Annotated in this window: 28 protein-coding genes; 2 read left to right on the plus strand and 26 right to left on the minus strand. The window is 44.6% G+C overall.

All coding sequences use genetic code 11. The features are described from left to right. Window positions 1–6: 6 nt before the first annotated feature. Window positions 7–366 carry a response regulator gene (locus Q8O20_RS01075; RefSeq protein ID WP_305529640.1) on the minus strand — a complete coding sequence of 120 codons (360 nt, stop codon included), beginning with the start codon at window positions 364–366 and terminating at the stop codon, window positions 7–9. 197 nt (window positions 367–563) lie between these two features. Here Q8O20_RS01075 and Q8O20_RS01080 point away from each other — a divergent pair, with 197 nt between their 5' ends. Together Q8O20_RS01080 and sppA are read left to right on the plus strand one after the other, a co-directional pair. Beyond that, window positions 564–1775 (plus strand): aminofutalosine deaminase family hydrolase, encoded by a 1212-nt coding sequence (locus Q8O20_RS01080; RefSeq protein ID WP_305529641.1) that lies wholly within the window; start codon window positions 564–566, stop codon window positions 1773–1775. Continuing rightward, a complete protein-coding gene (gene sppA / locus Q8O20_RS01085) occupies window positions 1772–2644 on the plus strand; it encodes a signal peptide peptidase SppA (RefSeq protein WP_305529642.1) in 873 nt (290 codons plus the stop codon). Before Q8O20_RS01080 ends, sppA begins: the two co-directional genes overlap by 4 nt. A 3-nt stretch (window positions 2645–2647) precedes the next feature. On the opposite strand, the gene xseA is transcribed toward sppA, so the two are convergent. The 25 genes from xseA to flhB form a co-directional block, all read right to left on the minus strand. Further along, window positions 2648–3901 (minus strand): exodeoxyribonuclease VII large subunit, encoded by a 1254-nt coding sequence (xseA, locus tag Q8O20_RS01090; RefSeq protein WP_305529643.1) that lies wholly within the window; start codon window positions 3899–3901, stop codon window positions 2648–2650. Window positions 3902–3905: 4 nt separating this feature from the next. Further along, window positions 3906–4616, minus strand: coding sequence for a bifunctional demethylmenaquinone methyltransferase/2-methoxy-6-polyprenyl-1,4-benzoquinol methylase UbiE (gene ubiE, locus Q8O20_RS01095; RefSeq protein WP_305529644.1), 711 nt, complete (start codon window positions 4614–4616; stop codon window positions 3906–3908). 8 nt (window positions 4617–4624) lie between these two features. Beyond that, a complete protein-coding gene (ribD, locus tag Q8O20_RS01100) occupies window positions 4625–5635 on the minus strand; it encodes a bifunctional diaminohydroxyphosphoribosylaminopyrimidine deaminase/5-amino-6-(5-phosphoribosylamino)uracil reductase RibD (RefSeq protein ID WP_305529645.1) in 1011 nt (336 codons plus the stop codon). Beyond that, on the minus strand, window positions 5635–6066 hold the full coding sequence (locus Q8O20_RS01105) for a ribosome maturation factor RimP (protein ID WP_305529646.1): 432 nt from the start codon (window positions 6064–6066) through the stop codon (window positions 5635–5637). Before Q8O20_RS01105 ends, ribD begins: the two co-directional genes overlap by 1 nt. Next, window positions 6056–6421: a 30S ribosome-binding factor RbfA gene (gene rbfA / locus Q8O20_RS01110; protein ID WP_015652896.1), complete on the minus strand. Its 366-nt coding sequence runs from the start codon at window positions 6419–6421 to the stop codon at window positions 6056–6058. Before rbfA ends, Q8O20_RS01105 begins: the two co-directional genes overlap by 11 nt. Further along, a complete protein-coding gene (gene infB / locus Q8O20_RS01115) occupies window positions 6418–8949 on the minus strand; it encodes a translation initiation factor IF-2 (protein ID WP_305530027.1) in 2532 nt (843 codons plus the stop codon). The genes rbfA and infB overlap by 4 nt, the downstream gene beginning before the upstream one ends. Beyond that, window positions 8942–9196 carry a DUF448 domain-containing protein gene (locus tag Q8O20_RS01120; RefSeq protein ID WP_304741125.1) on the minus strand — a complete coding sequence of 85 codons (255 nt, stop codon included), beginning with the start codon at window positions 9194–9196 and terminating at the stop codon, window positions 8942–8944. The genes infB and Q8O20_RS01120 overlap by 8 nt, the downstream gene beginning before the upstream one ends. Before the next feature lie 20 nt (window positions 9197–9216). Further along, complete coding sequence (gene thrB, locus Q8O20_RS01125) at window positions 9217–10098, minus strand: homoserine kinase (RefSeq protein WP_294895168.1); 882 nt, start codon at window positions 10096–10098, stop codon at window positions 9217–9219. A 9-nt stretch (window positions 10099–10107) separates the two neighbouring features. After that, window positions 10108–10560: a hypothetical protein gene (locus tag Q8O20_RS01130; protein ID WP_304741122.1), complete on the minus strand. Its 453-nt coding sequence runs from the start codon at window positions 10558–10560 to the stop codon at window positions 10108–10110. After that, window positions 10553–11437 (minus strand): UDP-3-O-acyl-N-acetylglucosamine deacetylase, encoded by an 885-nt coding sequence (lpxC, locus tag Q8O20_RS01135; RefSeq protein WP_305529647.1) that lies wholly within the window; start codon window positions 11435–11437, stop codon window positions 10553–10555. Before lpxC ends, Q8O20_RS01130 begins: the two co-directional genes overlap by 8 nt. A 42-nt stretch (window positions 11438–11479) precedes the next feature. Further along, complete coding sequence (locus tag Q8O20_RS01140; protein WP_305529648.1) at window positions 11480–12850, minus strand: M23 family metallopeptidase; 1371 nt, start codon at window positions 12848–12850, stop codon at window positions 11480–11482. Continuing rightward, window positions 12847–13779 carry a bifunctional oligoribonuclease/PAP phosphatase NrnA gene (locus Q8O20_RS01145; RefSeq protein ID WP_304741116.1) on the minus strand — a complete coding sequence of 311 codons (933 nt, stop codon included), beginning with the start codon at window positions 13777–13779 and terminating at the stop codon, window positions 12847–12849. The genes Q8O20_RS01140 and Q8O20_RS01145 overlap by 4 nt, the downstream gene beginning before the upstream one ends. Before the next feature lie 96 nt (window positions 13780–13875). Further along, a complete protein-coding gene (locus Q8O20_RS01150; RefSeq protein WP_305529649.1) occupies window positions 13876–14775 on the minus strand; it encodes a DUF302 domain-containing protein in 900 nt (299 codons plus the stop codon). 10 nt (window positions 14776–14785) lie between these two features. After that, on the minus strand, window positions 14786–15223 hold the full coding sequence (locus Q8O20_RS01155) for a DsrE family protein (protein WP_305529650.1): 438 nt from the start codon (window positions 15221–15223) through the stop codon (window positions 14786–14788). Continuing rightward, the gene (locus Q8O20_RS01160; protein ID WP_305529651.1) at window positions 15223–16131 is read right to left on the minus strand and encodes an MBL fold metallo-hydrolase; all 909 of its coding nucleotides are present in this window, start codon (window positions 16129–16131) and stop codon (window positions 15223–15225) included. Before Q8O20_RS01160 ends, Q8O20_RS01155 begins: the two co-directional genes overlap by 1 nt. A 7-nt stretch (window positions 16132–16138) precedes the next feature. Beyond that, complete coding sequence (locus Q8O20_RS01165; RefSeq protein ID WP_304743331.1) at window positions 16139–17686, minus strand: OprD family outer membrane porin; 1548 nt, start codon at window positions 17684–17686, stop codon at window positions 16139–16141. A 39-nt stretch (window positions 17687–17725) separates the two neighbouring features. Further along, a complete protein-coding gene (soxB, locus tag Q8O20_RS01170; RefSeq protein ID WP_305529652.1) occupies window positions 17726–19492 on the minus strand; it encodes a thiosulfohydrolase SoxB in 1767 nt (588 codons plus the stop codon). A 10-nt stretch (window positions 19493–19502) separates the two neighbouring features. After that, window positions 19503–20276: a sulfur oxidation c-type cytochrome SoxA gene (soxA, locus tag Q8O20_RS01175; RefSeq protein ID WP_305529653.1), complete on the minus strand. Its 774-nt coding sequence runs from the start codon at window positions 20274–20276 to the stop codon at window positions 19503–19505. 3 nt (window positions 20277–20279) lie between these two features. Further along, window positions 20280–20606, minus strand: coding sequence for a thiosulfate oxidation carrier complex protein SoxZ (gene soxZ, locus Q8O20_RS01180; RefSeq protein WP_294870458.1), 327 nt, complete (start codon window positions 20604–20606; stop codon window positions 20280–20282). Window positions 20607–20656: 50 nt separating this feature from the next. Next, on the minus strand, window positions 20657–21127 hold the full coding sequence (soxY, locus tag Q8O20_RS01185) for a thiosulfate oxidation carrier protein SoxY (RefSeq protein WP_304739092.1): 471 nt from the start codon (window positions 21125–21127) through the stop codon (window positions 20657–20659). 18 nt (window positions 21128–21145) lie between these two features. Beyond that, the gene (soxX, locus tag Q8O20_RS01190; RefSeq protein ID WP_304739090.1) at window positions 21146–21667 is read right to left on the minus strand and encodes a sulfur oxidation c-type cytochrome SoxX; all 522 of its coding nucleotides are present in this window, start codon (window positions 21665–21667) and stop codon (window positions 21146–21148) included. 75 nt (window positions 21668–21742) lie between these two features. Further along, complete coding sequence (locus tag Q8O20_RS01195) at window positions 21743–22909, minus strand: HAMP domain-containing sensor histidine kinase (RefSeq protein WP_304739088.1); 1167 nt, start codon at window positions 22907–22909, stop codon at window positions 21743–21745. Beyond that, the gene (locus Q8O20_RS01200) at window positions 22899–23552 is read right to left on the minus strand and encodes a response regulator transcription factor (protein ID WP_304739086.1); all 654 of its coding nucleotides are present in this window, start codon (window positions 23550–23552) and stop codon (window positions 22899–22901) included. Before Q8O20_RS01200 ends, Q8O20_RS01195 begins: the two co-directional genes overlap by 11 nt. Next, entirely contained in the window at window positions 23549–24676 is a 1128-nt protein-coding gene (locus Q8O20_RS01205) for a cache domain-containing protein (protein WP_305529654.1), read from the minus strand. Before Q8O20_RS01205 ends, Q8O20_RS01200 begins: the two co-directional genes overlap by 4 nt. Next, a complete protein-coding gene (flhB, locus tag Q8O20_RS01210) occupies window positions 24676–25743 on the minus strand; it encodes a flagellar biosynthesis protein FlhB (RefSeq protein WP_305529655.1) in 1068 nt (355 codons plus the stop codon). The genes Q8O20_RS01205 and flhB overlap by 1 nt, the downstream gene beginning before the upstream one ends. Window positions 25744–25746 lie beyond the last annotated feature (3 nt).

Genomic DNA, 25746 nt, shown 5'->3' on the forward strand with positions numbered 1-25746 from the left:
AACTCTTTATATGGAAAGTTGCTGCAATACAGTCAACATTTTTTCGCTATTAATCGGCTTGGGAACCATCATTTTGGCACCCGATTCGAGAACAGTGGACTGTGCCTGTGCTTGAATATCAGCCGAAACAATAACAACTTGCGCTTTGGAATCAATTTTTATAATCTCTTTCAACGCTTCATACCCGTCCATGACCGGCATAGTCAAATCTAAAAAAACAGCGCTCGGTCTTTCCTGCTTAAATAATTCGACCGCAATCAGTCCATTCTCCGCTTCTAAAATTTCAGCCATAGGCTCCAGTTCTTTTAGCGTTTTAATCAGAAATAAACGTGCTAGTTTAGAGTCATCGACGACAAGTATTTTCAATATAATCCTTTTATATTTCCCTATGTTTTATTATAACGCAATACTCTTTAATCGGACTATTTGAAACACTCTTTCATGCTCTGGCTCAGCAATCTTAAAAAATTTGATTCTAAGTTGCTAAAAAGAGAAATGGGTTGTATTCCCTATGATACAATTCTAGCCATTAAAAAAACTCTGATACGCTTGGACATTACTGTATGAAAATATTATTAGCCGATACCCTTTTTAGCGACGGAGTGATCCTCCGTGATCACGGTATCGTATTTGACAAAACCATTATCGACGTTTCCTCTAACGATAATTTACGCTCCCGTTACGGTGAGCAATGTATCGAGTTGGGAGAGGGTTCCGTTTTGGTTCCGGGACTCATCAACTCCCATGTCCATTTGGAGTTCAGTGCCAACCGCTCCACCCTCACCTACGGGGAGTTTATGCCGTGGCTCTCAAGTGTTATCGCCGCACGGGATGAATTGGTTAACGACTGCGATGATGGGTGCACGACGCGTGCTATAGAGATGATGCTCTCCAACGGCATCACGGCGTTCGGTGCGGTGAGTTCCTACGGTTTTGATTTGGAGCCGTGTTTCAAAGCCCCTCAAAAAGTGGTCTTTTTCAACGAACTCATCGGCTCCGATCCCATGATGGCGGATGCATTATATGGCAATTTTCAGGAGCGGCTTTTTGCCTCCCAAGAACTAACACGGGACGGTTTTTATCCCTCCGTTGCCATCCATTCCCCCTACTCCGTCCATCGGGTATTGATCCAAAAAGGACTCAAATACGCACAAGATAAAGAACTGCGTGTCACCACTCATTTCATGGAAAGCCCGGCTGAGCGCGAATGGCTCGATAGTAACAGCGGAGCTTTCGCACCGTTTTTTCAAAACTTTCTCAAACAGACCCAAGCCGCCAATACCGCTGAAGAGTTTTTGAGCTATTTTCGTGACGTTCCTACCCTCTTTACCCACGCGGTTCACGCTTCCGATGAGGAGTTAGCGGCCATCTCCGAGGGGAACCACACCATCATCCACTGCCCTATCTCAAACCGCCTCCTCGGAAACGGTGTACTCGATCTGCAACCTCTAGAAGAGAAACATATCCGCTTCGTCTGCGGAACCGACGGTCTGAGTTCCAACTACACCCTCGATCTGTTTGAAGAGATGAAAATTGCCCTCTTTATCCACCCGAACGATGATCTCCTTTCCCTAGCGCAAAAACTGTGGAAAGGAGTCACATCGGAAGCGGCGGAAGCATTGCGTCTCAATTGTGGTAAAATCATGCCCGATTACGATGCGGACTTTCTTGTTATGCGAGTCAATTATCCTATTAATGAGCAACTACCGATACATCTCATCAATCAGCCTCGCGTCATCGAATCGATCTATATTCAAGGGGAGAAAGTACAATGATGGAATTTATCAAAAAAATCGGCTCGTGTATGGTTACGGGACTCAAATTCATACAAGAGCATTTTAAAGCAACCGTTTTGGTTTTATTTGTCCTTTGGCTCTTTCTCCCCTCGGGCGATGAGGGAATTACTCCCCATAACCTCCAAAAAATAATCCTAACGGGACCTATTTTGGATGCGACATCGATTGTCGAACAACTCGACGAAGCACGTGAAAAAAAGGATATTAAGGGGGTCTTGTTCAGTATCGACTCTCCCGGCGGAGCCGTCGCCCCATCCGTTGAGATTGCCTACGCCATCAAACGGCTCAGTGAAGTTAAACCGACTGTCGTCTATGCGGCAGGGATCATGGCAAGCGGCGGATACTACTCCGCTATCTGGGGGAATGAGATTATCGCCAACCCCGGCAGTATGATCGGTTCCATCGGCGTCATAATGCAAGGGGCTGATATTTCCGAACTCATGGAAAAAGTGGGAGTAAAAACGCAAACCGTCCATGCCGGAACCTACAAACAGGTGGGAACATTTGATCGTAAATGGAGTGAGGTTGAACGCGCCGAACTTGACAAAGTGATCGGCGGAACCTATGCGATGTTTGTTACCGATGTCGCACGTGCTCGAAAACTCGATCCTAATCTCAGCAGCAATTATGCGGATGCTCACATTTTCACCGCAGCTCAAGCACAAAAAGTGGGGCTTATCGACTCTATAGGGGTTGAATTTGATGCTAAAAAACGGGTAGAAACTCTTAGTAAAGTAGCTGAACCGATCTGGAATAAAGAAGACCCGATGGATAAGTTTTTCAAACGGTTCGCCGCAGAGGGAGCCAGTTTGGCCCACATGTACTTTCCGCCCGTATCATTGCAATAAAAATTAAATCGAAACGATCTCTACTACTTCCGAGCGGACAACTCTCCGCTCGTTCATAGCTTCAAACCGATCTCCGACGCTCAACACATCCAAATCGATCACTTTCCCCTCGCGGGCGATCTGCGCAAATCCGCTTTTGTTTTTATTCTTGGGATGATTGGCACTAAAGCTTTCGGTGAGCTGTGTAATCATAAACTGCTTTTGTCGCAGTGTTGATTCGATGCTTTGGGTTAACCGCTCTATCAACGGAGTAATCTCCCGTCGGCTTTGCTCCAATCGTTGTGTCATCTGTCGATTTAACCGCTCTCGTAGCTCTTTGACCAGCTCGAGCTGCACCTCTAAACGATGTTCTACTCCGTGGCGTTTAAACGCCTCTTGCATCGAGAGGAGCTGTTCACGTTTACGCTCCAAACGCTGAGTAATCATCCCATAGGCACTGTATCGAATCTCATCGATACTTTGAGAGAGTTCGTTTTGATCGGGGAGGAGCATCTGCATTGCGGCACTCGGTGTCGGGGCGCGCATATCGCACACGTAGTCGCTGATAACCCAGTCGATCTCGTGCCCTACGGCGGACATTACGGGAGTGTTCATCGCGAAAATCGCATCGGCAACGATCTCCTCATTAAACGCCCATAAATCTTCGATACTTCCACCACCTCGTCCGACAACGACCGCATCCGCGTTTAGTGTATCGGCATATCTCAGCGCAGAGCCGATCTGTCCCGCCGCGCGCTCCCCTTGAACTAATACATCCAAAACGATGAGTTTGACCAGCGGCCATCGATGTGAGGCGACTCTCTGCATATCTTGCAACGCCGCCCCTGTCGCGGAAGTAACTAAAATAATCGTTTGGGGGAATTTCGGGAAACTTTTTTTACGTGTCGGGTCGAAGTACCCTTTTGATTCTAACTTTTGTTTGAGCTGCTCGAACGCTACCGCCAACGCCCCCGCACCGTAGGGTTCGGCACTGAATGCGTTGATCTGATACTCGCCACGCGGTTTGTAGAGGGAGAGTGCCCCGTGTAGGATGATATGCGCCCCCTCTTCGAGAGAGAACTTCAATCGTGCGGCGTTGCCTTTGAACATGACACATTTGATCGCAGAATCGTTGTCTTTGAGGGTGAAGTAGATGTGTCCGCTACCGTGTTTGGTGACACGGGAGAGTTCCCCCTCGACGCTGACAAATTCAAAGGAGGTCTCTAATAGCGTCTTAATCTGCTCATTGAGAGAAGAGACACTGAGGGTTGTTGCCATTGGGTTACTTTTTACGGGCGATCATCAACGTCGAAATATCCATTGAAAAGCTTTTGGTATAGAGCATCTCAAATCCCGCTTCTTCAAGCTCGCGAGACATTTTTCCCACCGTTAAAAAACCTTCGATAGAGTCAGGTAGATAGCGGTACGCTTCGTAGTTGTTTGAGATCAATCCGCCGATGCTGGGGAGGATATTGTTCATATACCAATCACGCACTTTTCCGAGCATAGAGGGATTTTCATTCTTCATAAATTCCAAAATAACGACAAGCCCCCCCGGTTTAAGGACACGGTTAAATTCGTGGAGCCCCTCTTGGCGCTCTACAACATTACGGATTCCATAGGATATGCTGATGATATCGGCTGAGCTGTCCTCTTTGGGAAGTTGTGTCGCAGGGGCAATGTGAAACGACATATCCGGAAATTTTTCACGTCCTACCCCGACCATCCCCTCACTCGGGTCAATACCGACAATACGATCAACACTCAATCCCGCTTTATCGGCACGACGTTTCCAATACCCCATCATATCCCCCGTACCGCATGCAACATCAACGATAGAGTCAATTTTTTTCGAGGGGCAGTAACCAAACGCCAAATCGCATGCCTTACGACGCCAAAAGGTATCGATACCCATACTGAGCACTCGATTAGCACGATCATATGTCGGAGCTATATCGTTGAACATCGATACGATTTTCTCTTGTTTGGTCATAAATAGTCCTATTTTTTCTTCATCCAAAGGATAATATTGTCAGTGATTTTAGCGTTCATTACCTCAAAATCCTCTTGAATGATACCAAGAGTTTGTGATCCGCCCCCAATTTTAGGCGCAATGTAACTGAGATACCAATTTATGACCTTAGACGCAGCTTCCATCATCCCCGCGCCCCCCTCAATCATCACCAATCGGTATCCGTTTATTTTTTCCAGCGACGATTCAACAAAAACATTCCGATTCGGTACACTAAAAAGGGGAATGGATCGGTCAAAATCATTCTGATGAGAATAAATGAGTACATCAGGTGCCCTCCCCGCTACCAATCGTGCATCGAGCGTCGGACGATCATGACGCACCGTATTACCGCCGATAACGATCAAGTCGCACCGATCGCGCAGAGCGTGCATATGTTCACGTGAGCTTTTTGAACTGATCGTCCCTTTATCAATCGTCCCATCAAGTCGCTGTGCCCATTTAAAAAAAACAAAAGGGGTCTCTTGCCATTTCAAAAACGGCTCTAACAGTTTTTTCCCCTCTGATTCCATGACACAAAATTCACATACTATCCCTGATTCTTCGAGGATTTTTCCCCCCTCTGCCGCTTCAGGATTAGAATCTTTACACGCAATGGCAAGCTTTTGTAGTCCCAAATCTCGGATGAGTAATGCGCATGAGGGTGTTTTACCGATGTGGGAGCACGGTTCGAGTGTTACTGCCATCGAAACAGAGTTAAAAATGCCGTTATGGTGGGTACGAAGATACTCATGGATATGGTGGGCGTCGTCGGAGTCCGCAATGGTAGTATCGCCCGATAGGAGAGCATAAGCATCACGAAGTGCATACACTTCGGCATGAGGACCGCCTGCACGTTTGTGAGCACCGATAGAGAGGATAGTACCTTCTTTGGAAAAACAAACGGCACCGACGGCTGGGTTAGGAAACGTAAGGAGTTGATAATCCCACGCTGCAGCCAGCGCGAGTGTCATAGCATGATGTTCCGTAGAGGGTTTCATTACCACTCGAAGTAGGTTTTTGCCTTGCTGATCGAGCGAAAAGGGATCCGTTTTTCACCCTCTTCTTTGGTGTTAAGGATGATCTCTTCGTTTTCAACGCCGATCATTTCACCCTCATATTTCTCTTTAGAAATGGTGCTCAAAGCAACTTTTTCACCTACCGATTGAACAAAGTGCTCTAGTGTTTTGAGACGACGCTCAATCCCCGGTGAGCTTACTTCGAGACGATACTCACCGCTTACCGGAGAGGTAACGTCTAATAACGGATTGATAAGATGGGTGAGCTCAGCACATTGGTTGAGCGTTACACCGCCCGGTGCCGTAACACTAACACGGAAAATGGTGTTCTCATTTTCGTTAAGTACGGCAGTGTCGTAGAGAGACAAGCCGATGGATTCGACCATTTTTTTGATGTCAGATTCAAGACTCATCTTTTTTCTCCTTGGCGATTTGGGCGAATAACGCCTCGATATTTTGGCTTCGTTTGAGGGTATCATCAAACACGAAGGTCATACGGGGGCTACGAAACCACCCTTGATCTTTCATACAATGCTCTTCGATGATCGGACGGGCTTTTTCAAGCAGTTTTAAAAAGACGGCTTGTTCTTGCGGAGTGTAATGGTGCGGATCAAGATAGACTTTTGCATCGCTTCGTCCGCGTGAACAATGGACATCGATAACATCCACTTCACGCACACGCGCATCGGAGAGTTGGCTGATCGCTTCGGGGATCAACTCTTTGAGAATTGATTCCGTTCGCTTGATTTTTATTTGTGCCGGAGTCACAGGGATACTTTAGTCTCGATTTTTTTGAAGGTTTCGATAACGTCACCCACTTTGACATCGGTGTAGCCGTTGAGAACAACACCACAATCCATCCCTTTACCAACCTCTTTGACATCGTCTTTGAAACGTCGGAGTGATGTAAGATCACCCTCATGGATAACGACACCCTCACGGATAACGCGAACCATTCCGCCGCGTACGAGTTTACCATCAACAACCACACATCCTGCGATGGTTCCTGCACCTTTAGGCATAGGGAACGTATCACGAACTTCGGCTTGTCCGGTGTTCTCTTCACGGAATTGCGGTGCCATCATACCGCCGAGCAACAATTTAACATCGTCGATCAACTGATAAATGATAGAGTAGGTTTTGATCTCTACACCCATCTGTTTAGCCATAGCGTTAACATTACCCGTAGGACGAACGTTGAATCCGAGTAGTGCACAGTTTTCACTGTTGTTGACTAATGCAATGTCATTTTCAGTGATACCACCGACACCGCTGGAGATCACTTCAACTTTGACCTCTTCGTTACGTAACTCTGCAAGCGCCGATTTAATCGCTTCGAGAGATCCGTGAACGTCGGTTTTAAGAACGACTTTAAGGGCTTTAATACGACCTTCAGCGATCAACGAGGTCAAATCATCAAACGATGCTTTGGTGCTCAATGAGAGTTCACGGTGACGATCGTACTCAGCACGTTTTTGTGCTACTTCACGCGCTTCACGATCACTCTCCATCACCATCATCACTTCACCCGATGGCGGTACGTCACTGAGTCCTACAACAACGGCGGTTTGACTCGGCCCGATCTGTTGAAGCTGTGCTTTACGATCACTGATCAATGCACGAACGCGCCCATAAGCACCACCGCACACGATGTTATCACCGACGCGTAATGTTCCGTTTTGAACGATAACGGTAGCAACCGGTCCACGACCTTTTTCCAATGTAGACTCAACGACAACTGCTTTTGCCATAACATCAGGGTTTGCTTTGAGTTCCATCACTTCGGATTGGAGCAAGATCGCCTCTAAAAGCTCATCGATTCCCGTCATTGCTTTAGCCGATACACCGACAAACTCGACATCTCCGCCCCACTCGGTAGGGTTAAGTCCAAGTTCTGCCATTTGTGCTTTAACCATATCGGGGTTAGCACCCGGTTTGTCCATTTTGTTCACCGCAACGATAACCGGAACTTTTGCATCTTTGGCGTGTTGAACCGATTCGCGGGTTTGAGGTTTAACCCCATCATCTGCCGCGACAACGATAACGATAATATCGGTAAGTTGTGCACCGCGTGAACGCATCGCACTAAACGCTTCATGCCCCGGAGTATCCAAGAACGTGATCAATTTACCTTTTTGCTCTACTGAATAGGCACCGATATGCTGAGTGATCCCACCCGCTTCACCGTTTGCCACTTTAGCATTACGGATCGCATCGAGAAGAGAGGTTTTACCATGGTCAACGTGACCCATAATAGTGATAACCGGAGGTCGCTCAACGGCACCTTCACTGTCTTCGTGCTCTTCATCGTACGCGCTCTCAAGATTAAACGCATCTTTTGGATCGATGGTGGTTACTTCAACACCGAATTCACTCGCCAAAATCTCGATTTCATCTTTGCCCAAAAAGTCATTTTTGGTAACCATCATTCCAAGGTCAAAAAGGACTTTAATGACCGCAGAGATTGTTTGTCCTACTTTTTCGGCAAATTCATAGACACGAACGTCTTCAGCAATTTCAACGTGAGTAATAACTTCGTCTTCTTTAGTATCTTTCGTATAACGTTTACGTGCTTCACGAGAGACTTGACGCGGCTTACCACGGTTAGCACCCTGTTTTTTACCCGCATTACGACCGATCGGTTTTTTCTCTTTCGGTTTTTGCTCTTCTTCCGGCGGCAAATTAGCACCCAAATCGTTGAAATCCATCAATACGACTTGATCTTGTTCATAGTCCATAGATACATCGGAGATTCCGCCGCCGAAAATATCAAGGCGAACCCCTTGATCTTTTTTCTGTACCGGAGAACTGCTATTTTGTGTTTTTTTCGCTCGTTTCGCTTCCAATTCACGTTGAGCCTGCTCACTTAGTTTACCGTAACTAGAAACGTGGCTACTTTCATGGCGAACCGGAGCAACAAACTCTTCTTCTTGAGGCCGTTTTTTCTTAACAATTTTCAAACCTGAACGCTTAGGAACTTCTTGCTCGACTAATACTTCTTCCGAACTCTCTTCTTTTACTTCTGCAATCGGTGCAACACTCGGAGCACTCTCTACTACTGCAGCGGCAACAACCGATACTTCTTCAGAAGGGGTTGTTTTTGGAGAAGACTTAGGCGTTGCAGCTTCCGTAGATGCGCCGCTCATGATATAGTTCATGATTTGCTCAGCTTCTTCGATCGAAACCGAACTCGAGGCAGTTTTCACATTAAGCCCCATTGCAGCTGCTTTGTCTACTACCTCTTTTGAATTGATACCAAGCTCTTTGGCAATTTCATGAACTCTAACTTTATCCATCATTAACGATGATCTCCTTTAACCGATTCATCAGCTCTACGCTAGCGCCGCTTTTACATTGACGGGACAGCTGCCCCGGAGTTTTCTTATGATCGGTACAAGACCTGCACATATAAAAACTTCTCCCTGCATTCGTATAAGGTTCTAAGACCCCATTACGACATTGAAGGCGTAAAAGTGCTACTTGAGCAAAGCGCTCACGACATACCACGCACATGCGGATAGGCTGATGTAACTTTTGCGCCATTATATCCAATACTTTCTTAGTTATCGTTCGACAACTAAACCGTCATTATCGAAGCCTAAAATTTTGACCTCGAAATCGGTGAACTCCGACTTAAATTTATCGGCCAACATTTGGGCATCTTGGTCATAGACCATATTAAAAAAAGTCGATCCGCTGCCCGATAGTGTGGACATCAAAGCTCCGTTATCGTACGCCATTTTTTGAACGGCAAAAAGTTCAGGAAGCATCTTCATCCGTACTTTTTGATGGAACCGATCTTGAGTAGCAAGGCGAAGCATCTCCCAATCTTCATTAAAAAAGGCCCCCACCGTCACCGCCGTATGGGAAAGGTTAAAGACGGCATTTTCTTTGCTGTACGATTTAGGAAGCGTTGTTCGTGATTTCGCGGTTGAGATCGGCTTGTTCGGGATAACAACGACCGCTTTCAGATAATCGGGAAGATGTTTTTGCTGTGAAAAAACCTTTTGCTTCTCTACCATCGCCGCATTAAATCCCCCCATTACCGCAGGAGTAATGTTATCGGGATGGCTTTCATACACAAGGGCATGATTAAGGATGCGACGTTTGGACACTTTGACTCCGGCAGCTTCATGAGCACAGCTGATAGCACTGACGATGACGGCAGAAGAACTCCCCAATCCACGTGACATAGGAATCTGATTGTAAAACGTAAACTTGAAGTTTTGTCGTTTTTGGGTTAGACGACGGTAGTGTTCGTTGAAAATAGAGACGAAGAGATTGTTCCCTTTGAGGCGCGGGTTATTCTCCCCCTCCCCTTTGATAGAGACGGCAAAAAAACGTGACGGCACCAGCTCGACTTGATTACGCAAATCGACGGCAAGGCCTAATGAATCAAATCCGGGTCCTAAATTAGCACTCGTTGCGGGTACACTAACGAACAAATAATTTCCTTATCCAACGGCATCAATCCCATAATAGGGAAGATTGTCCGAATTAAATTTTTCTAATTCTATAGTTTTGGGAAGTTCAAAACCGATAATCTCAGGTGAGGTCAGCGGTTCTAACTCGATTGTTGTCCTATTTTTAACAAAATAGAGCTTTCCAACTGCTTTGATGGGGCTATTTTGGTTAAAAAAGAAGGCATCCGTTGCCAAAAGGGGGATTTTTCGTACAATGCTGAGCGTTTTTAGAAAAACATAGGTGACCTTGATCCCCATAAAACTCCCGGGACCTTTGGCATACATCAAATGCGAAAAAGTATACCGCTCTAACAGCGAATCAAAAATCTCCGCCAGCACATCCGAACTCATCCCCTCGTTTTTAATCTCTTCGACTAAAACTCCATCTTTGTAAATTCCCACCAATACGGGGGAACTTAACGCGATGACAAGAGCGTCATGCATACGCTTTTGCCAACTCTTTCGACTCTGCGTGTGCGAGTTCAACGACCTCATAATTCGCTGGATCTTTTAAAAGCTCTAACGTCAATTTATGGTTCAGATCATGACTCCCTGCGAACGCTTCGTAGTTACCGATGAAATTCATTCCAATCAGCGACATATCTCCTATCGCATCGAGAATTTTGTGACGCACAAACTCATCACCGAATCGAAGCCCCTCAGGGTTGAGCACTTTTTTATCATCTAATACAACCGCATTTTCCAAACTTCCGCCCAGTGCGAGCCCTTTGGAGCGGAGATATTGCACTTCATGGACAAATCCGAATGTTCGAGCACGTGCAATCTCTTTTTTATAATTCTCTTTTGTAAAAGAGAGGACATAGCTTTGCTGATCAATAACGGGGTGTGAAAACTTAATCGTAAAGTCGTAGTTCATATCATTGGAAGGGATCAATTTAACGTATTTATCTCCCTCTTGAACGATCACCTCTTTTTTGATTCGCATAATCTTTTTAGGCTCGTCCTGTGCTACGATTCCGGCCTCTTCAAGAAGCATACAAAAGCTCATGGAGGAACCGTCCATAACGGGGACTTCATCCGCATCGACAATAACGCGAAGATTATCGACACCGTAGGCATAGATCGCCGAGAGCATATGCTCGATCGTCGAAATCGTTACCCCTTCGCGCCCGATAACCGTTGCCATTTTCGTATCAACAACATTCTCAGGGATCAACGGAATCGATACTCCGGCATCACTGCGATAAAAGACGATACCGCTGTTAGCCCCTAACGGTTCAAGCCGTAGTTTAACCGGGGAGCCTCGGTGCAAACCTATACCCACGAGTTCGACACTTTTACCGATCGTTGTTTGCATCATGTGCGTATTATCCTTAGCTCTATTGTGAAATTATACCGTGTTTCAACGTTGGTTAATGATTAGTTTAGCACTCTCAATAACACTGGTAATATTATCGTAGATCCATTTTGTGTCCATCCACTCTTCCGGACGCACTTCAATGCCCTGTACCAAAATACCGAAATGGAGATGGTCTCCCATCGCATAGCCGCTAAGCCCTGTTTTAGCAATCGCTTGCCCGAGTGCTGCGACATCTCCCTCTTGCACATGAACTTCCGAACAGTGCCCATAAAGGGTATAGAGCCCAAATCCGTGATCGATAATAGGTAAGTTCCCGTAAATTCCGTTAGGTTGAGAGAAAACAACTTTACCGCCGTTGGAGGACGTAATCGATCCCATAGCAACACTCGCTAAATCAAGCCCCATATGGTACGCTTGAGAAACATTTTCTTTCCCTTTATAGCTGTAAATACGGTGATCTCCAAAATCGGCTACTTTTTGACCGTTGACCAACGGATAAAAAGGCTCCGGAGTAAAATCAAGTATCATGTTTGTAGAGACCTTCGAGGTAATGCCATGGATGATTTTCTCATTATCGGCACGCACTTTTTCGTTAATGATGCGAAACTGCTCCAGTCGGTCATCTACACCTGCCGTTTGTTCGTATTCATTAGCAAGTTCCGCAATTTTACCGTCCAAAAATGCATCACTGAGTTCAATATTGGATACGCGGTAAACATGATCTTTCAGACGAAGCGGTATGGCGCTTTTTGTTTCGTTTCCGGCGCGGTCACGGGCAATTACGGTCGCACTGAAGGTTTGCTCTTGAACAGGCCATGCAACCAAAGAAGCGTAGTATCCCTCTTTCATAAAGGGCTGTGCAACAAATGTTTTACCGAAAGAAGTTTCAATTTTTAAGCTCTGCATATGGGGATCTTCAGCTTTAAATATGACAATCGCCGATCCCCCTTTTTGAATTTTATACGAGTTTGCGATAATCGCAAGAACCGGACGGCGCTGATCGATCACAAGGGTGATCTCCTCTTTATAGGTATTCCCCATAAAGAGACCCCATAAGCTATTGTCGGTCGCTTCGATTTTCAACACGATAGAAGTCGCTTCAACTCTGCGTACTCCTTTGGGAGGGAGGATATCAAATACTTTTTTTATTTCTGAAGACTTCATATTTTCTTCAGCAACGACCCACTCCTCATGAGGAGTTGCAATCGTCACTTTAAACGATTTCAGCCCGCTTGCATCTTCCACATTGACGTGGATAGGGTCTCTAAAATTCCAATATCCATCTTGTGAAAGAGTAACTTTTGGCTCATCTCTCTCAAACAGCGGTGAAAAACCCATAAAACCGACGGCACTCAAAACCAAAACAACTATAATCCATCCAACAATTCCCGAACCGTTTCGGCCTCTTCTCACATAAACTCCTTTGTTATCATCACCATAATATTTTTGACGAACTCATCACAATTCTCTTGTTTTATCCGTGTCCCTGCACGTTTCACGTGCCCACCGCCGCCGAATGACATCATAATTTTAGCTGCATCAACCGCGCCGTCTGTGCGCAAAGAGAGTTTTATCCCACCTTGTGGGTGTTCCAGCACCATAATGGCGGCTTGAACACTTCGCATCCCTAAAGCTTCGTCGAGCACCCGTTTACACTCAGAAATCGTGGCTCCGGTCTCTTCCAACAACGGAAGGGAAACCTCAAATACCGCAAGTCGGGCATCCGATAACAGCTTCATCTGTTTAAGCAGGATTCCGCGTATTCTCAAGGAAGCCAGAGAACGGCGTCGGTAAAGCCACTCAATACACATCGCATGATCAGCTCCAAGTTCCAAGAGTGCTTGCGCCATCGCAAATGTTTTCGTGCTGCATTCGGGTGCACTAAAACATTTCGAATCATCGAGCAGTCCGGCATAAAGCGAAAGTGCTATTTTACCATTGATTTTTATACCGTTGGCAACAAAATAGTCATAAATAACTTCAGTTGTACTAATCGCACTGCTATCTACAAGGTTATGTGTACCGTAAAAGTCATTACTGACATGATGATCGATATTAATAAGCGGCAACTCTTTTTCAATCCCAAGCCGTCCATAGCTGCCGCAGTCAAAGCTAATAAGCAAATCGGCATCTTCGGGAAAACGGTCGGTTATTTTGTCAAACCACGGTAAAAAAGCAAGATTAGGATTCAATTCATCTGAGACACAAAAAAGGGTAATTTTTTTTTGACTGCGAAGAAGGTGAGAGTAAAAAGCACACGCCGAGCCGAGTGAATCGGCATCCGGATTTTTATGCGCTATTAAAACGATATGGTTAGATGAATCGATTAAAGCTGAGGGCATGAATACTCTATGATAGTGAAAATATCCCGATTATAGCACCTCTCTCCCCTATTTGAGAGAGAAAAGTGATTAAATTTTCACCATGCTCACAAAATTTTATTCAACCGTACTTTGAAGTACCGCTTCAAAATCTTTCTGTGCTTGCATCAATACGGCCTTCCCCTCGGGATCACTGACACGTGCGCTACTCATCCAGTTGTAAACTCCCGGGAATCCCATCACGATTTCATTTGCATCTTTTTTCTTGTATACCATCAAGGTGCACGGTGCAAAAGCCGCCGCTTCAGGACGAGTTTTCGCTACCGTGTAAATCACTTTAAGTTTACAAATCGAGTAGGTATCGTAAAAATCAAACGGACTTTTTTCACCGAGGGCAAAATTATAATCGGTGAAGTTCGACATCACAAACCCCGCCGGTTTGAGACCGTCTTCGATCATCATTTCCGTCTCTTCTTTATCACTCGTCCAACTCTCTTTGCTGCTTGCTTTGACGTATCGGCTTAAAAGTTTCCCCTCGGCAGGGAGTGACGTTTCGCTCGTTGAGACTTTCGCATTCGGTAGCGCTTTTTTCAATACGCTTAACGCCTCTTTTTCAATTAGGGGAAACTCTTTTGCCTTGAACCCCGCAATTTTTGCCATGGCTTCAGCACTCAAGATTGAGACATGAAGCTCTTTCTCCCCGCTTCGTTGATAAATACCAAATCCCATCGGAACAAAAATTCCCGCATCAGGATTTGCTTTTACCAATGTTTCCGAATGAACTTTATGATATGCGGTCAATAGATTGAACTGTGTAAAATCACTTTGTCCGAATTGAATTTTAAACGGGCCGTTCATTTCACTGTTTGCCGAAATGACAAAGCCGTTGGCTTCCAGTGCTTTTTCTATGACAGCAGCATTGTATTTTCCATCCGCATTCGGAACACTCAATAGGTGTAAATCACCGCCAAAAAGGGATAAAAACCCCGCCAAAACTGTTATGAGAAAAATTTTCATGTTTACTTCCTTAAGGTTGAATATAAAATGCGCCCTCTGTGGCGCGCTCGATCACTTCCGCAATCCCTGCACTCACGACCTCGACATCAGGCGTTAGCTGATCGGGGGTGATTTTTTTGGTCTCCATCGTATTGCCGCAGGCGACAAATTCGACACCGTATTGCTGGAGGGCCCGTACACGCAAGGCAATCTCTTTTTCACTTTTGAGCACTGTTCGGATGCCGTGATAATAAGCGACAATCCGTAAATGAATCTTCTCCGGACCGTAGAATTTGAGGAGATTGTTCGCCGTACTGAGGCCATGGTGAATCGATTCATCATCACCATGACTGATCCCCATTACTACTTCACGCGGCTTATCGATAGAGGGTTCAGGCTGTGCGAAACGGATATCCCCAAAAGCTAGAGTAGAGAATACGAAAACTAAAAACACTAATTGTTTCATCATTATTCCCACTCGAGTACTCGATACGAAGCTTCGACGTTATGGCGATGCGTACCCTCATAGAGTTTGTATTTTTTATAACCGTCCATCGTTACTTTTTTGAGGGTATCATCAATGCTAAGACCCTCAGCAATTGCGGCACGAATCTCGTTACGCATCTGCGTGAAATAGTCTCTCGTCATCGCAGCCGCATCTTTATCGGTGCGGTTTCCATGTCCTCCGACCACGTGTTTGGCTTTTAAAGTATCAAGCTCATCAAGTGCCAAGAGCCACCCGTTAATATCTCCCCCTCGGACGGAAGGGAGACGGTCGTTAAAAACCAAATCAGCGGCAATAAGTACTTCCGATTTCGACACATACACGACCATATCTTTTGCCGTATGGGCTTTATGTTTAGCAATTTTAAGCTCAAGTTTTTGGTTACCGATGTTCAACGTTGTATCACTACTGATCATCTCAGTCGGCAATGTGGGCTTCGTCTTAGCATACGCTTCGCCAGAGATATAGGTTTGCATTCGGGTAGGCTCGCTCATATCAGCACTCACCTTGAAATCATCGGATCCTAACACACGAATTCCCTGCTCGGTAAAATAGTTGTTGCCCAGCCAGTGATCATCATGGATATGGGTGTTGATAACGAGTTTAACGGGGAGGGATTTTATTTTTTGCATTGCATTGTAGGCCGATTGGGCATACGCATAAGAGGGACCGGTGTCGACGACAACGTATCCCTCTCCCGCATCGATATAACAGCTGTTGACGATATTTCCGTTGTTGGTTTTATCCATAATCTCGGGTTTCCCAAAAAAACAGTGGACGTCCGAGGTGACACGTACCGGTTTAAGGGCGTAATCATACGCACTCAAACTCGTTACTGCTAGCAATAAAGTTCCCAACAACGCTCTCATCATTTAGCCTTTAAAAGAGGTAGTTAATTTCGAAACGATACTCGTTATATGATTCACCATCAACAACTAAAGTTGGACTTGTTTTTGTAGAAGCTTCTGCATCAATTGCCGCAAAACGGAATTTAAATTCCATATTTGGAAGTGTTTTAAACGTTTGAATCAAATCTAAATGTATGATCGAACGATCACTTAAATCAGATGCCACTGCCAACATTTTTTTATCATCAAAATCCATATCAGCATACGATAATGCACCGATAAGTCCCGGAACAACTCCCGCTTTATCGAAATTATAATCGGCTTTTACCATCCATGATTGAGTATTAGCAATCCAGTTTAACTGTGCCATATCACGAGTATATCCACCCGTCGGGAATCCGCGCCACGGAGCAATAATATCTGCTTTATCGGCAACATCAGAATATCCTGCCATCAATGATAAAGGACCATTAGCCAATACTAAACGCCCCATCCAAATATTCCCATCTACACTTGAAGGGTTAGTATACGAATTACGTGCAGTAAGATTTCCGCCATTAGCATTTGTAGCTACTTTTCCATTTAACGAAGCACCTCCGATCTTACCTGCACCATCATCCATTTGTCCAAGATAACGGATACCCGGAGTCAATGTCCAACCATTGCCCACAGCAATTTGATAATTGGCTTCTGCAACCACTGTTGAAAAATATCCATCAATACCAACATATTCTGCATCGAGTTTCAAATTAGGAATTGATTTATTCTCAACTATAGCCAATACCATCTCAGGATTCGCATCTTCATTCAATGCACGAATATTTTTAACACTCAACCCTTTGTGAACACCTGAATCATCATTCTGATAAATTTTGTCCACTTTACTTGATCCACTTGTACCGCTATCATACGCCAAAATACTGTGAAAAGTTTGGTGGTCACGAAGTTTTTGGCTCATTACATATCCGGCACGAATTGTTGTACTCGGAATATCTTTATTCTCAACCATTGCTGCTTCAAAGGTATTTGGAACCATTTTCGTATCATTTGTTGCGAGCATAATACTGTCTATGCCTTGGCGACCTACTTTTAGATTGGTTTTACCCGCTTTGTACTCACCATACGCTTCCGCAAATACGCCGATCCCGCTTTCTTTTCCATCAATACTCGTACGATAGGCATCTTTACCTGCTTTACCTGAGTTACTCGTTGTTCCTGGAACAAGATTTTCATTTGATATAGGTGTTGTACCGTAAAAACCGACAGTAGCCCCTAAACCGTTATAAAAACCGGTTTTATAGACTAAACTTCCACCGATGCCCCATACATTATTATCAGCCGTACCGCCAGCAACATGGTATTCATTTTCCCAATCCCACCAGAACATATTGGATCGCATACGTCCGTAAACTTCACCCTCGGTAAACATCTCACCGATAGAGTTTACCGCACCCGGTGCTTTTAGATATTCAATTTGACCGTTTGCTTTGAGGTTACGATCTTCCGTTTTAAGCGCATGCGCCGACGTTGCTAACAAACATGTAGCTGCTGCTACGATACTGAGATTGACTAATTTCATTCCTAACTCCTTAAGTTTGATGGATTAACAAAAAGGTGCTTAGCACCCTTTCGCACCTTTTTTGGGACATCCGCAGTCATAATCCATCAAACGGACATTACTGTTACCGCTGATGTTGACGTTTTTCTGACGGCGAATATAGGCTGACGTTACGTCATAGACAGGACGTGTCAAAGAGTCTTTTAGGTTGCTTCCCGCATTTTGCAGGTTGCCGCCCCATGAAGAGACTTTATACACTTTAGTATCATTGAGAGGCTTGCCGCCTACCATGATATTCGTGATACGTTTACCGCTGGCAGCACCGACACGGATTTCGTATGTGACTCCGCCCAGACGGCTCATATCGCCCCCTTGCTGATAAAGCGGGTTGGCGTTAAATACGTTATCGGCGATATCTTCGAGCAACGTACGGATATGAAGACCACTTAGTTCGAATGTATACACATTCGGATAAGTGATCGCCGTCATATCATAGACATCGTCCATCGTGATTTTATCACCGGCGAGAACCGTAGTTCCCCATCGGTATCCCGGAGTAAACGAGATGTCCGAATCCATCGCATCGATGATCGAATCGTTGATCAGCTGATCGAATGTCGAGTGGAACGTGTCGCGTTTAAACAACGTCGATTTCGTAATCCCCAACACTTCGGAGAGTTCGGAATCATACGGCGAATACAACTCTTTGACTAGCGCTTCACCCTCAGGATCAGCCGGAATCAGGTTAGAGGCTACGGGAATCAGTTTGTACTCATACCCTTTAACCTTATGGTTTTGGATATCGATATCCAAACGCCCTACGTATTTACCGTGACTTCCCGCGATTACAATGACCGTACCGTTGATGACGGTCGGACGAGGCGACGGATCGTGCGTGTGTCCGCTGAGGATAAAATCGATCCCTTTGACTTGACGGGCAACCTCTTGGTCAACGCTGAAACCATCGTGAGAGAGGACTACGACGCAGTCCACTTTTTCCTCTTTACGAAGTTTATCCACATACGTTTGAAGAGTATCTAAACGTAGGCCAAAACTCCACCCTTGGGTAAATTCTTTCGGATTCGCCGTAGAGGTGAACGGAAACGATTGGCCGATAATACCGATCTTCGCTCCGCCGCGCTCCATAACAGTATAGGGTTCAAAAATCAATTCTTCAAAATCATCGGCAAAGGAATCATCTCCGACGACGTTTTGAGAAACAAATTTCGCATTCAACATCTCGATCAGTTCTTTGACCCGTGTTTTACCGTAGGTAAACTCCCAGTGTCCGACCATGACGTCGACACCGAGATAGTTTTGCGCTTTTACGATCGCTTCACCTTTGGTTTTCAATGCAACACCGGTACCTTGCCACGTATCACCTGAATCGAGGAGCATCACATTGTCGGCACCGCGCTCTTTTTTGATATGGTTGATGAGGGTTTTCATGTGTGAAATCCCCCCCATTTTTCCAAACTTAGAGGCTAATGCGTCAAAATTCATAAACGTATCGAAATAAGCATCCAGAGTTTTACCCTGCATCCCATAATGTTTCAAAAACGATTCGCCGCATAAAAATCCCGGTGTTCCGGTGAGGTTCGGCGCTGATATAAGTGTCGAAGGCTCTCTCCAATACAGCGGTTTGATATGAGCATGCATATCGCAGATATGCAACAATGTTACATTTCCCTTCGCGTTAAATCCATAAATATCTTTGAGGCTAACCTCATCAGCACGTTTAGGTGTTGATGCCGCTGATGAAAGAGTCGGAACCCCTATTCCCAGTGCCGCAGCAATATGGAAAAAATCTCTTCGTGATAAATCCATAATCTAATCCTTAACGTTTCACGCTAGGAACACTGATATTGTTCCCTTTGGTTTTGTTCGTAACATATACTTCCAATGCTACGATCTCTTTCGAGCCAAGTGGAATCTCAGCTAAAAGGGCATTTTTCATACATTGTTGCATACGTTTGTCCAATGTTACCATTTGACTCTGGGTCATACGATACGCCGGCCATGTTCCCGCAGCTGCCGTCTCTTTAGCCCCTAAATCAGGCAACGGCTGCATACGTAGACGCTGACCGACAATATCGGCACTGTGACAGTTGTTACAGGAAAGTCCGCGACCGCCGCGACGCTCTTCAAACACTTGTTGTCCGAGTTTCATCATCTCAACCATGTGCTTATTTGCTTTAACATCAATATTGGTTTTTTGTCCGTTTGCAATTGATTTCACATACGCAGACATTTTAACCATCTCTTTACTCTCAAGCTTAGGAACCGCTTTTTCATTTGCCGCAGCAGCCATTTGGATACTCTGTGCCAACGTCACTACTTTTTTAGCACTCTCGAGGTAGCGAGGAAATCCTGCAATAGTTTTAGGAAGGTCTTTCTCTTTAACACCTAACATTTTTGCATAATTTGCCGTTCCGACAAGTTCGCCGAAAAGCTGTTCACCCTCGGATACTTCCATCTCTGCGGGATTATTATCCAAAAGCTCCGCGTACATCGCTTTATCCGCATCGGACATGCTGAGTTTTTCTTCAGCGTTAGCCGTTCCCAATAGTGCTAAACACACCAATGCAGCCGTGATTGATAGGGTACGCATAGTTTATCCTTTTGGAGTGATTTGTGTCGTACTCTCGACGCTTTGGCCCTTGTTATCTTTTGCAATAACTTTGAGTGTCCCTGCACCCGGCACTTTAAAACTGATAGACATAAGCGGGTTAACTGAGAGGGATTCCCAAATAACCATTTTTGTAATCAAAGTGTCGTTAAACATAAACTTAACTTCATCAATGTATTCAGCCGGAATCAATGCTCCCGTGTCTTTGTTTTTACGCATACCGGTTTCCATCGGGTGCATCGCCATAAAATCGATTTTTACAACATCGCCTGCTTTGTAATCTTTCGGTTTGATTTTAATCAGTGTTTTCATAATATTAATCCTTTATCAATTTTTACTAAACGTTATAGAGTTGATTAAAATCAACCACATCCGCCGATCGTTACTTTTACGTTTTGTTTTGCACTAAGGAAAGTTCCGTCACTCATCTCTGCAATAGCAACGACATCTTGGGTTCCACCTAATTTGATACGCGTTCCGAAAAATGCTTCACCGTTTGCCGGTGTCAAATAGATATTCGCACAACGAACGTTTCCGTTTTTCGATGCAAGTACATGGATGGCTTTTACATACTCTTTTGATGTCATTGGGCTATCAACGGTTACTTTAACCGGTACAACCGCACCGTTTTCCGCAATTTCAGGAGCTTCCATTTTGACTTTAGCCGAAGCGATCACTGCTTTACCGCCGGTAATTGCCGCTACTGCCGTCTCAAAATTCATCTCATTCGGGCCGCCCGATTTTTTCTCTTCTGCCGCACTTGCTACATGAGGCAATGCAATCGCACATGCTGCCGCTGCTCCAAAACCTTTTAAAAATGATCTTCGTTCCATAATGTCTCTCCTTGAAATTTATTTTTTAACTGCTGTGATATACGATACCAAATCGCACACTTCACGCTCGTTCATAAGGCCGTTAGCCAAATTAACCGTCATGGCCGATTTTGGGTTATCGAAACGCGGGTCTGCGATTTTTTGGTACATAAACTGAGGATTACGTACGCCGCTATCCATGTAAAGTTCTTTGTACTTACTCAAATCAGGGCCGATATTACCGTACCCTTTGGCACCTTCGATGTTGTGACAGGCAACACAGTTACCCATTTGTTTCTCTTTTCCATCAGGAAGGAGTCTGGTAAGCCCCTCCGGCGGATTCTCTTTTGCATCTTTTCCGTTTAGGTTATGGAAGATATAGCTTCCACGGGCAATCGCTTTAGGGTCAGTACTGACACACCCCTCTGGCATAACATACGCTTTAGCTGCAGGCAAGGCATCTTTTTTCAAAATAGCCGTCGCATCCGGGGTTTCAATTACCTGCGATAAATCGGCTGCACTTAAAAAAGTAGCAAGTCCGAGCATAATCACTTTTCGCATTGGCTCTCCTAATTTCTATATTTCAAGGAGCATTGTAAGGTAGGAATGTAAAATTAATGTAAAAAAAGTAAAAATTTACCCGTTAATATAAAGGGGGGGGAAGAAAGTATAGGTAAAGGTGCTTCCTTCTCCGTAAATAGAGTCTATTTGAAGTTCGATACCCGCTTTGTCCACAATCGATTTGACGATATTCAGACCTATCCCGAATCCGCCCTTGTCACGATTTTCACGGTAATACCGCTCGAAAATACGATTGATATCCTCAATCCCGACTCCGTTGTCACGAAATCGGATTACACACTTCGTTTCAAAACGCTCCAAAATGACTTCGATTTTTCCCTCTTCATGCGAATATTTGATCGCATTGGAAATATTATTGTCAATAATGCGCTGCAACTGTGTGGGATTAAAGACAATGGCAACCCCTTTGTCGATGTGCGGAATAAGGGTAATATTTTTGAGTGCGGCAACTTCGGAAAAGTAATCAATCCTCTCTTGCAAATAGTGACTTAAATCGATCGTTTCATATTCAAATGCCAAACGCTCGTTTTTTATAAGATAATCCATATCATTGTAAAGGGTTGCGAGTGTTTTGGTAGCTGCTTTGATCCGCTGCAGATATTTATTCGTAGGATTGGCGCGATTATACAGATCAATATTCACATTAATGATAGAGAGCGGTGTGTTAATCTCATGCATCGAATCTTTTATAAACTGATCCAGACGCTGATTAATTCTCTGAAACGGTAAAGCAAACCTATCCAGAAAAAACAGAGATAGAACAAAGATCAATGCAGTAATGGAGAGCAAAATAACCACAACATCTTGATAAATTCGGGCGTACGAGATATTCCCCCCAACCACCAGATAGGATGCTCCGAAATAACGCCCCTCAGGAAGAGCTATAACCAGATACGCATAAGAATCTTGGATATGGTACCCTGTTTTTTGAACACCAAGGGGTGATTGAATGACACTAAAGAGAGGGTTAAAATGGACATCATAAAGCCCAGATTGAAACGAGCGGAATCTCGGATACTCAAACGGCTTATTCTCATTGGAGTCAAACTCTTCCATCGTACGGATAATCAAATGGGACTGCCGCTTGAGTTTAAACTCATACTGAATTTCGTGAACATACTTCATATAAGTGACATACAGATAGGTCGGTAGCAACAGCAGCACTGCGACCAGCATTGTGTAGAGAAATGCATTTTTAAGTGCGTAGCGATTATCGTTCAATGATGTATCCCAGCCCGCGACGGTTTTGTATGATCTCTAGAGGAAGTTTTTTACGAAGATTATTGATTTGAACCCGTATATTAGCCGGATCGACATATTCCCCCCAAATCTCATCTTGGAACATCTCCACCGAGACGACTTGATTCGTATGCTTGAGTAATACGGTAAAAATCTCTTTTTCCGTTTTACTGAGGGCAATATTATGATCGTTGTGCATCAAGGTGAAGTTTTCGGTATCGTAAATCAACCCTTCGCCGAAATCGATTCGGTTTTCCCCCTCATGATAGAAACTTTTCATGGCATGCATAATCCGTATCTGCAATTCGGTCAGATCAAACGGTTTGCGGATATAGTCACAGCACCCCGACTTATACCCCTCTTGTAAATCAGACACGTTGACCATAGAAGTAAGAAAAATGGCAGGTGTTTTATTTCCCTCTTTACGCAGTGTCCGAAGTAACTCAAATCCGTTCATCCCCGGAACATTCACATCGAGAAGATAGAGATCGAAGTGGGTTTCATATACCGCATCAAAGGCTCTCTCCCCATTGCTAAATCCAAAAACTTCAAATCCCAACTCTTCCAAAAATTCGGTGATACTGACACGCAGCATGTATTCATCTTCGAGTAATAGTACTTTCATCGAATCTCCCCTTTGATCTCTTTGGTTACTTTGTAATCGAGCATTATCCCGATCAATTCCTCTTTGGAATAGGCATTCAGCCGCTCACGCGCTTCTTGTAGATAAAGCTCTCGATCTTCCGGAGCAACGGTATCTTTGAGATAAAGTAGCTCTTTGTCGTATACACTTTGAAATTGCGCATTTTCTAGCGATTTTTTGACCATTACATCGTACAGTTCATTGCGAGACAGATGGATCAAAAAGGAGATGTCCTCTTCATCCGAATGGGCATACGCACTAATCTGCTTCGGCGAAAGGGAAAAGATGAAAGCACCGATCGTCTCTCCCTCACCGTTTTTCATCGGTTCATAAAACAGATAACGCCCTCCGCTAAAAACTACTCGAGTCATTTTTAACGTTTTGAAATTGATCCCCTCCAAAAGCTTTAAATCACTTTGGGTATATTTCGGATTGGCTAAAATATACTCTTTTCCGATCGCCGGATTTTCTTGCATAAATACCGCTGTTTCGTAAAAACGTTCATCCATCAGAATATATAAATCAATCCCCAAACGATCAAAATATTCTTGCGTCGATTCGAAAAAAGAGACCACTTCCACAAATCCGACCATCTGCTCGGTATGATAGATCGGAACCGTTGCTTTAACCCCTATCTTTCGCCCTACTTCGATAGCGGAGCGGGGTTTTTTATGATTTTGAAAATAGAGGAGATCGGGACGATGAAAATCCAAAGGCATCCCTGCATACGAGTTGTCCCAGCTCCGTGCAAAAATAACATAATCGGCGGTAATAATCTGTGAACGTATGAGTGAATCGGTATGAAGCTTAATCGACTCCATTACCTCGGATAGAATTTCAAAACCTTTCTCTTCATCTTCTTGCTCTAATGCATCACTGAGTGAATTGTTTTGTCCCAGTATCAAAGCATAGCGCAATGCGGTGGAACGCTCTTTTTCGAGTTGAGAGTTGAGTGCGAGTGAGAGTTGGTCGCTAAGACGTTCTAGCGTTTGGGATGTCACTTTTTGTTCCAAATACAACAAGGTTCCCCCCAGAAGCGTCATGATGAGCAAAAATACGCCGGCAATAATTTTTTTATCGGCAAAAAACGCTAACCAGCGATCCATCACAAGCTATCCTTCCGTTTTTTGCCCATCTTATAGACATACGCCAGTACTTCGGCCACTGCGGCAAAGAGCATATCGGGAATTGGACGATCAACATCAACCTCTGCGTAAAGAGATCGTGCAAGAGGAGGATTTTGGACAATATGTACCCCATTTTCCCGTGCCACTTTTTTAATCTGTATCGCCATATTGTCGACCCCTTTGGCGACCACGACGGGAGCATTGTGTTTCGTATCATCGTAGACTATCGCTACGGCATAGTGGGTCGGATTGGTGATAACGACATCGGCGGTAGGGACAGCCGACATCATCCGCTTCCGTGCCGCCTGCATCTGAATCTGGCGAATTTTCGCTTTGATGTGAGGATCCCCTTCCATATTCTTCATCTCATCTTTGATCTCTTGAAGTGACATTTTGAGCTTATCAAAATAGTTTTTTCGGACTAAAAAGAGGTCTACAATAGCGTACAGAAAAATGATAATAAGCATAATGGAAGCTAAAATGATCGCTTTGTCCCGCAACCAAATCATCTGATCGTGCAGGTTAAACAACGCAACCGTCGGCAACTCTTCCATAAAATACCAAAAATAGAGAAATCCGATCCCCAAAGCCGTAAGGGATTTAAAGGTTATTTTGACCGATTCCAGTGCTTTTTGAAGGGTAAAAAGATTGGCAAATCCCTTAATCGGGTCAAGTTTTGAGAAGTTAGGGACGAGAGGTTTGGTCGTAAAATTGAATCCGATCTGACCGACTGTCCCCATGACCCCTGCAATAGCGACAACCACTGAGATAGGCAATGCCATAATGAGGAACTCTTTCATCGTAACTATTGCCATATCCAGCATCAGCTCACGATCCAGAGGCTGATTCATCAAGGAAAAGTAATAGCGGGCAAGATTGAGCATCCGCTCGGCAATAAAAACAAACATCATTATTAGAGCCAAAATAGCGACGAGCAGTACCACTACCCCGACAATATCCTGACTTTTGGGGACATTCCCTTCAGCACGCGCATCTTCTATCTTCTTGGCGGTGGGTTCTTCGGTCTTTTCTGTGTCGTCAGCCACTTA

Source organism: Sulfuricurvum sp. (assembly GCF_030691015.1).
In the GTDB taxonomy this organism is placed as follows: Bacteria; Campylobacterota; Campylobacteria; order Campylobacterales; family Sulfurimonadaceae; genus Sulfuricurvum.

What these genes read in the sequence shown, in the direction of transcription:
- xseA (WP_305529643.1), bottom strand. Translation starts at nt 3,901, where the DNA reads ATGGCAACAACCCTCAGTGTCTCTTCTCTCAATGAGCAGATTAAGACG.
- Q8O20_RS01155 (WP_305529650.1), bottom strand. Translation starts at nt 15,223, where the DNA reads ATGATGAAACAATTAGTGTTTTTAGTTTTCGTATTCTCTACTCTAGCT.
- soxY (WP_304739092.1), bottom strand. Translation starts at nt 21,127, where the DNA reads ATGGAACGAAGATCATTTTTAAAAGGTTTTGGAGCAGCGGCAGCATGT.
- soxZ (WP_294870458.1), bottom strand. Translation starts at nt 20,606, where the DNA reads ATGAAAACACTGATTAAAATCAAACCGAAAGATTACAAAGCAGGCGAT.
- ubiE (WP_305529644.1), bottom strand. Translation starts at nt 4,616, where the DNA reads ATGACCAAACAAGAGAAAATCGTATCGATGTTCAACGATATAGCTCCG.
- Q8O20_RS01120 (WP_304741125.1), bottom strand. Translation starts at nt 9,196, where the DNA reads ATGGCGCAAAAGTTACATCAGCCTATCCGCATGTGCGTGGTATGTCGT.
- lpxC (WP_305529647.1), bottom strand. Translation starts at nt 11,437, where the DNA reads ATGATGCAAACAACGATCGGTAAAAGTGTCGAACTCGTGGGTATAGGT.
- Q8O20_RS01200 (WP_304739086.1), bottom strand. Translation starts at nt 23,552, where the DNA reads ATGAAAGTACTATTACTCGAAGATGAATACATGCTGCGTGTCAGTATC.
- Q8O20_RS01105 (WP_305529646.1), bottom strand. Translation starts at nt 6,066, where the DNA reads ATGAGTCTTGAATCTGACATCAAAAAAATGGTCGAATCCATCGGCTTG.
- Q8O20_RS01165 (WP_304743331.1), bottom strand. Translation starts at nt 17,686, where the DNA reads ATGAAATTAGTCAATCTCAGTATCGTAGCAGCAGCTACATGTTTGTTA.
- soxX (WP_304739090.1), bottom strand. Translation starts at nt 21,667, where the DNA reads ATGCGAAAAGTGATTATGCTCGGACTTGCTACTTTTTTAAGTGCAGCC.
- ribD (WP_305529645.1), bottom strand. Translation starts at nt 5,635, where the DNA reads ATGAAACCCTCTACGGAACATCATGCTATGACACTCGCGCTGGCTGCA.
- Q8O20_RS01080 (WP_305529641.1), top strand. Translation starts at nt 564, where the DNA reads ATGAAAATATTATTAGCCGATACCCTTTTTAGCGACGGAGTGATCCTC.
- Q8O20_RS01160 (WP_305529651.1), bottom strand. Translation starts at nt 16,131, where the DNA reads ATGATGAGAGCGTTGTTGGGAACTTTATTGCTAGCAGTAACGAGTTTG.
- Q8O20_RS01145 (WP_304741116.1), bottom strand. Translation starts at nt 13,779, where the DNA reads ATGCCCTCAGCTTTAATCGATTCATCTAACCATATCGTTTTAATAGCG.
- infB (WP_305530027.1), bottom strand. Translation starts at nt 8,949, where the DNA reads ATGGATAAAGTTAGAGTTCATGAAATTGCCAAAGAGCTTGGTATCAAT.
- soxA (WP_305529653.1), bottom strand. Translation starts at nt 20,276, where the DNA reads ATGCGTACCCTATCAATCACGGCTGCATTGGTGTGTTTAGCACTATTG.
- Q8O20_RS01205 (WP_305529654.1), bottom strand. Translation starts at nt 24,676, where the DNA reads ATGGATCGCTGGTTAGCGTTTTTTGCCGATAAAAAAATTATTGCCGGC.
- sppA (WP_305529642.1), top strand. Translation starts at nt 1,772, where the DNA reads ATGATGGAATTTATCAAAAAAATCGGCTCGTGTATGGTTACGGGACTC.
- soxB (WP_305529652.1), bottom strand. Translation starts at nt 19,492, where the DNA reads ATGGATTTATCACGAAGAGATTTTTTCCATATTGCTGCGGCACTGGGA.
- Q8O20_RS01130 (WP_304741122.1), bottom strand. Translation starts at nt 10,560, where the DNA reads ATGCATGACGCTCTTGTCATCGCGTTAAGTTCCCCCGTATTGGTGGGA.
- Q8O20_RS01150 (WP_305529649.1), bottom strand. Translation starts at nt 14,775, where the DNA reads ATGAAAATTTTTCTCATAACAGTTTTGGCGGGGTTTTTATCCCTTTTT.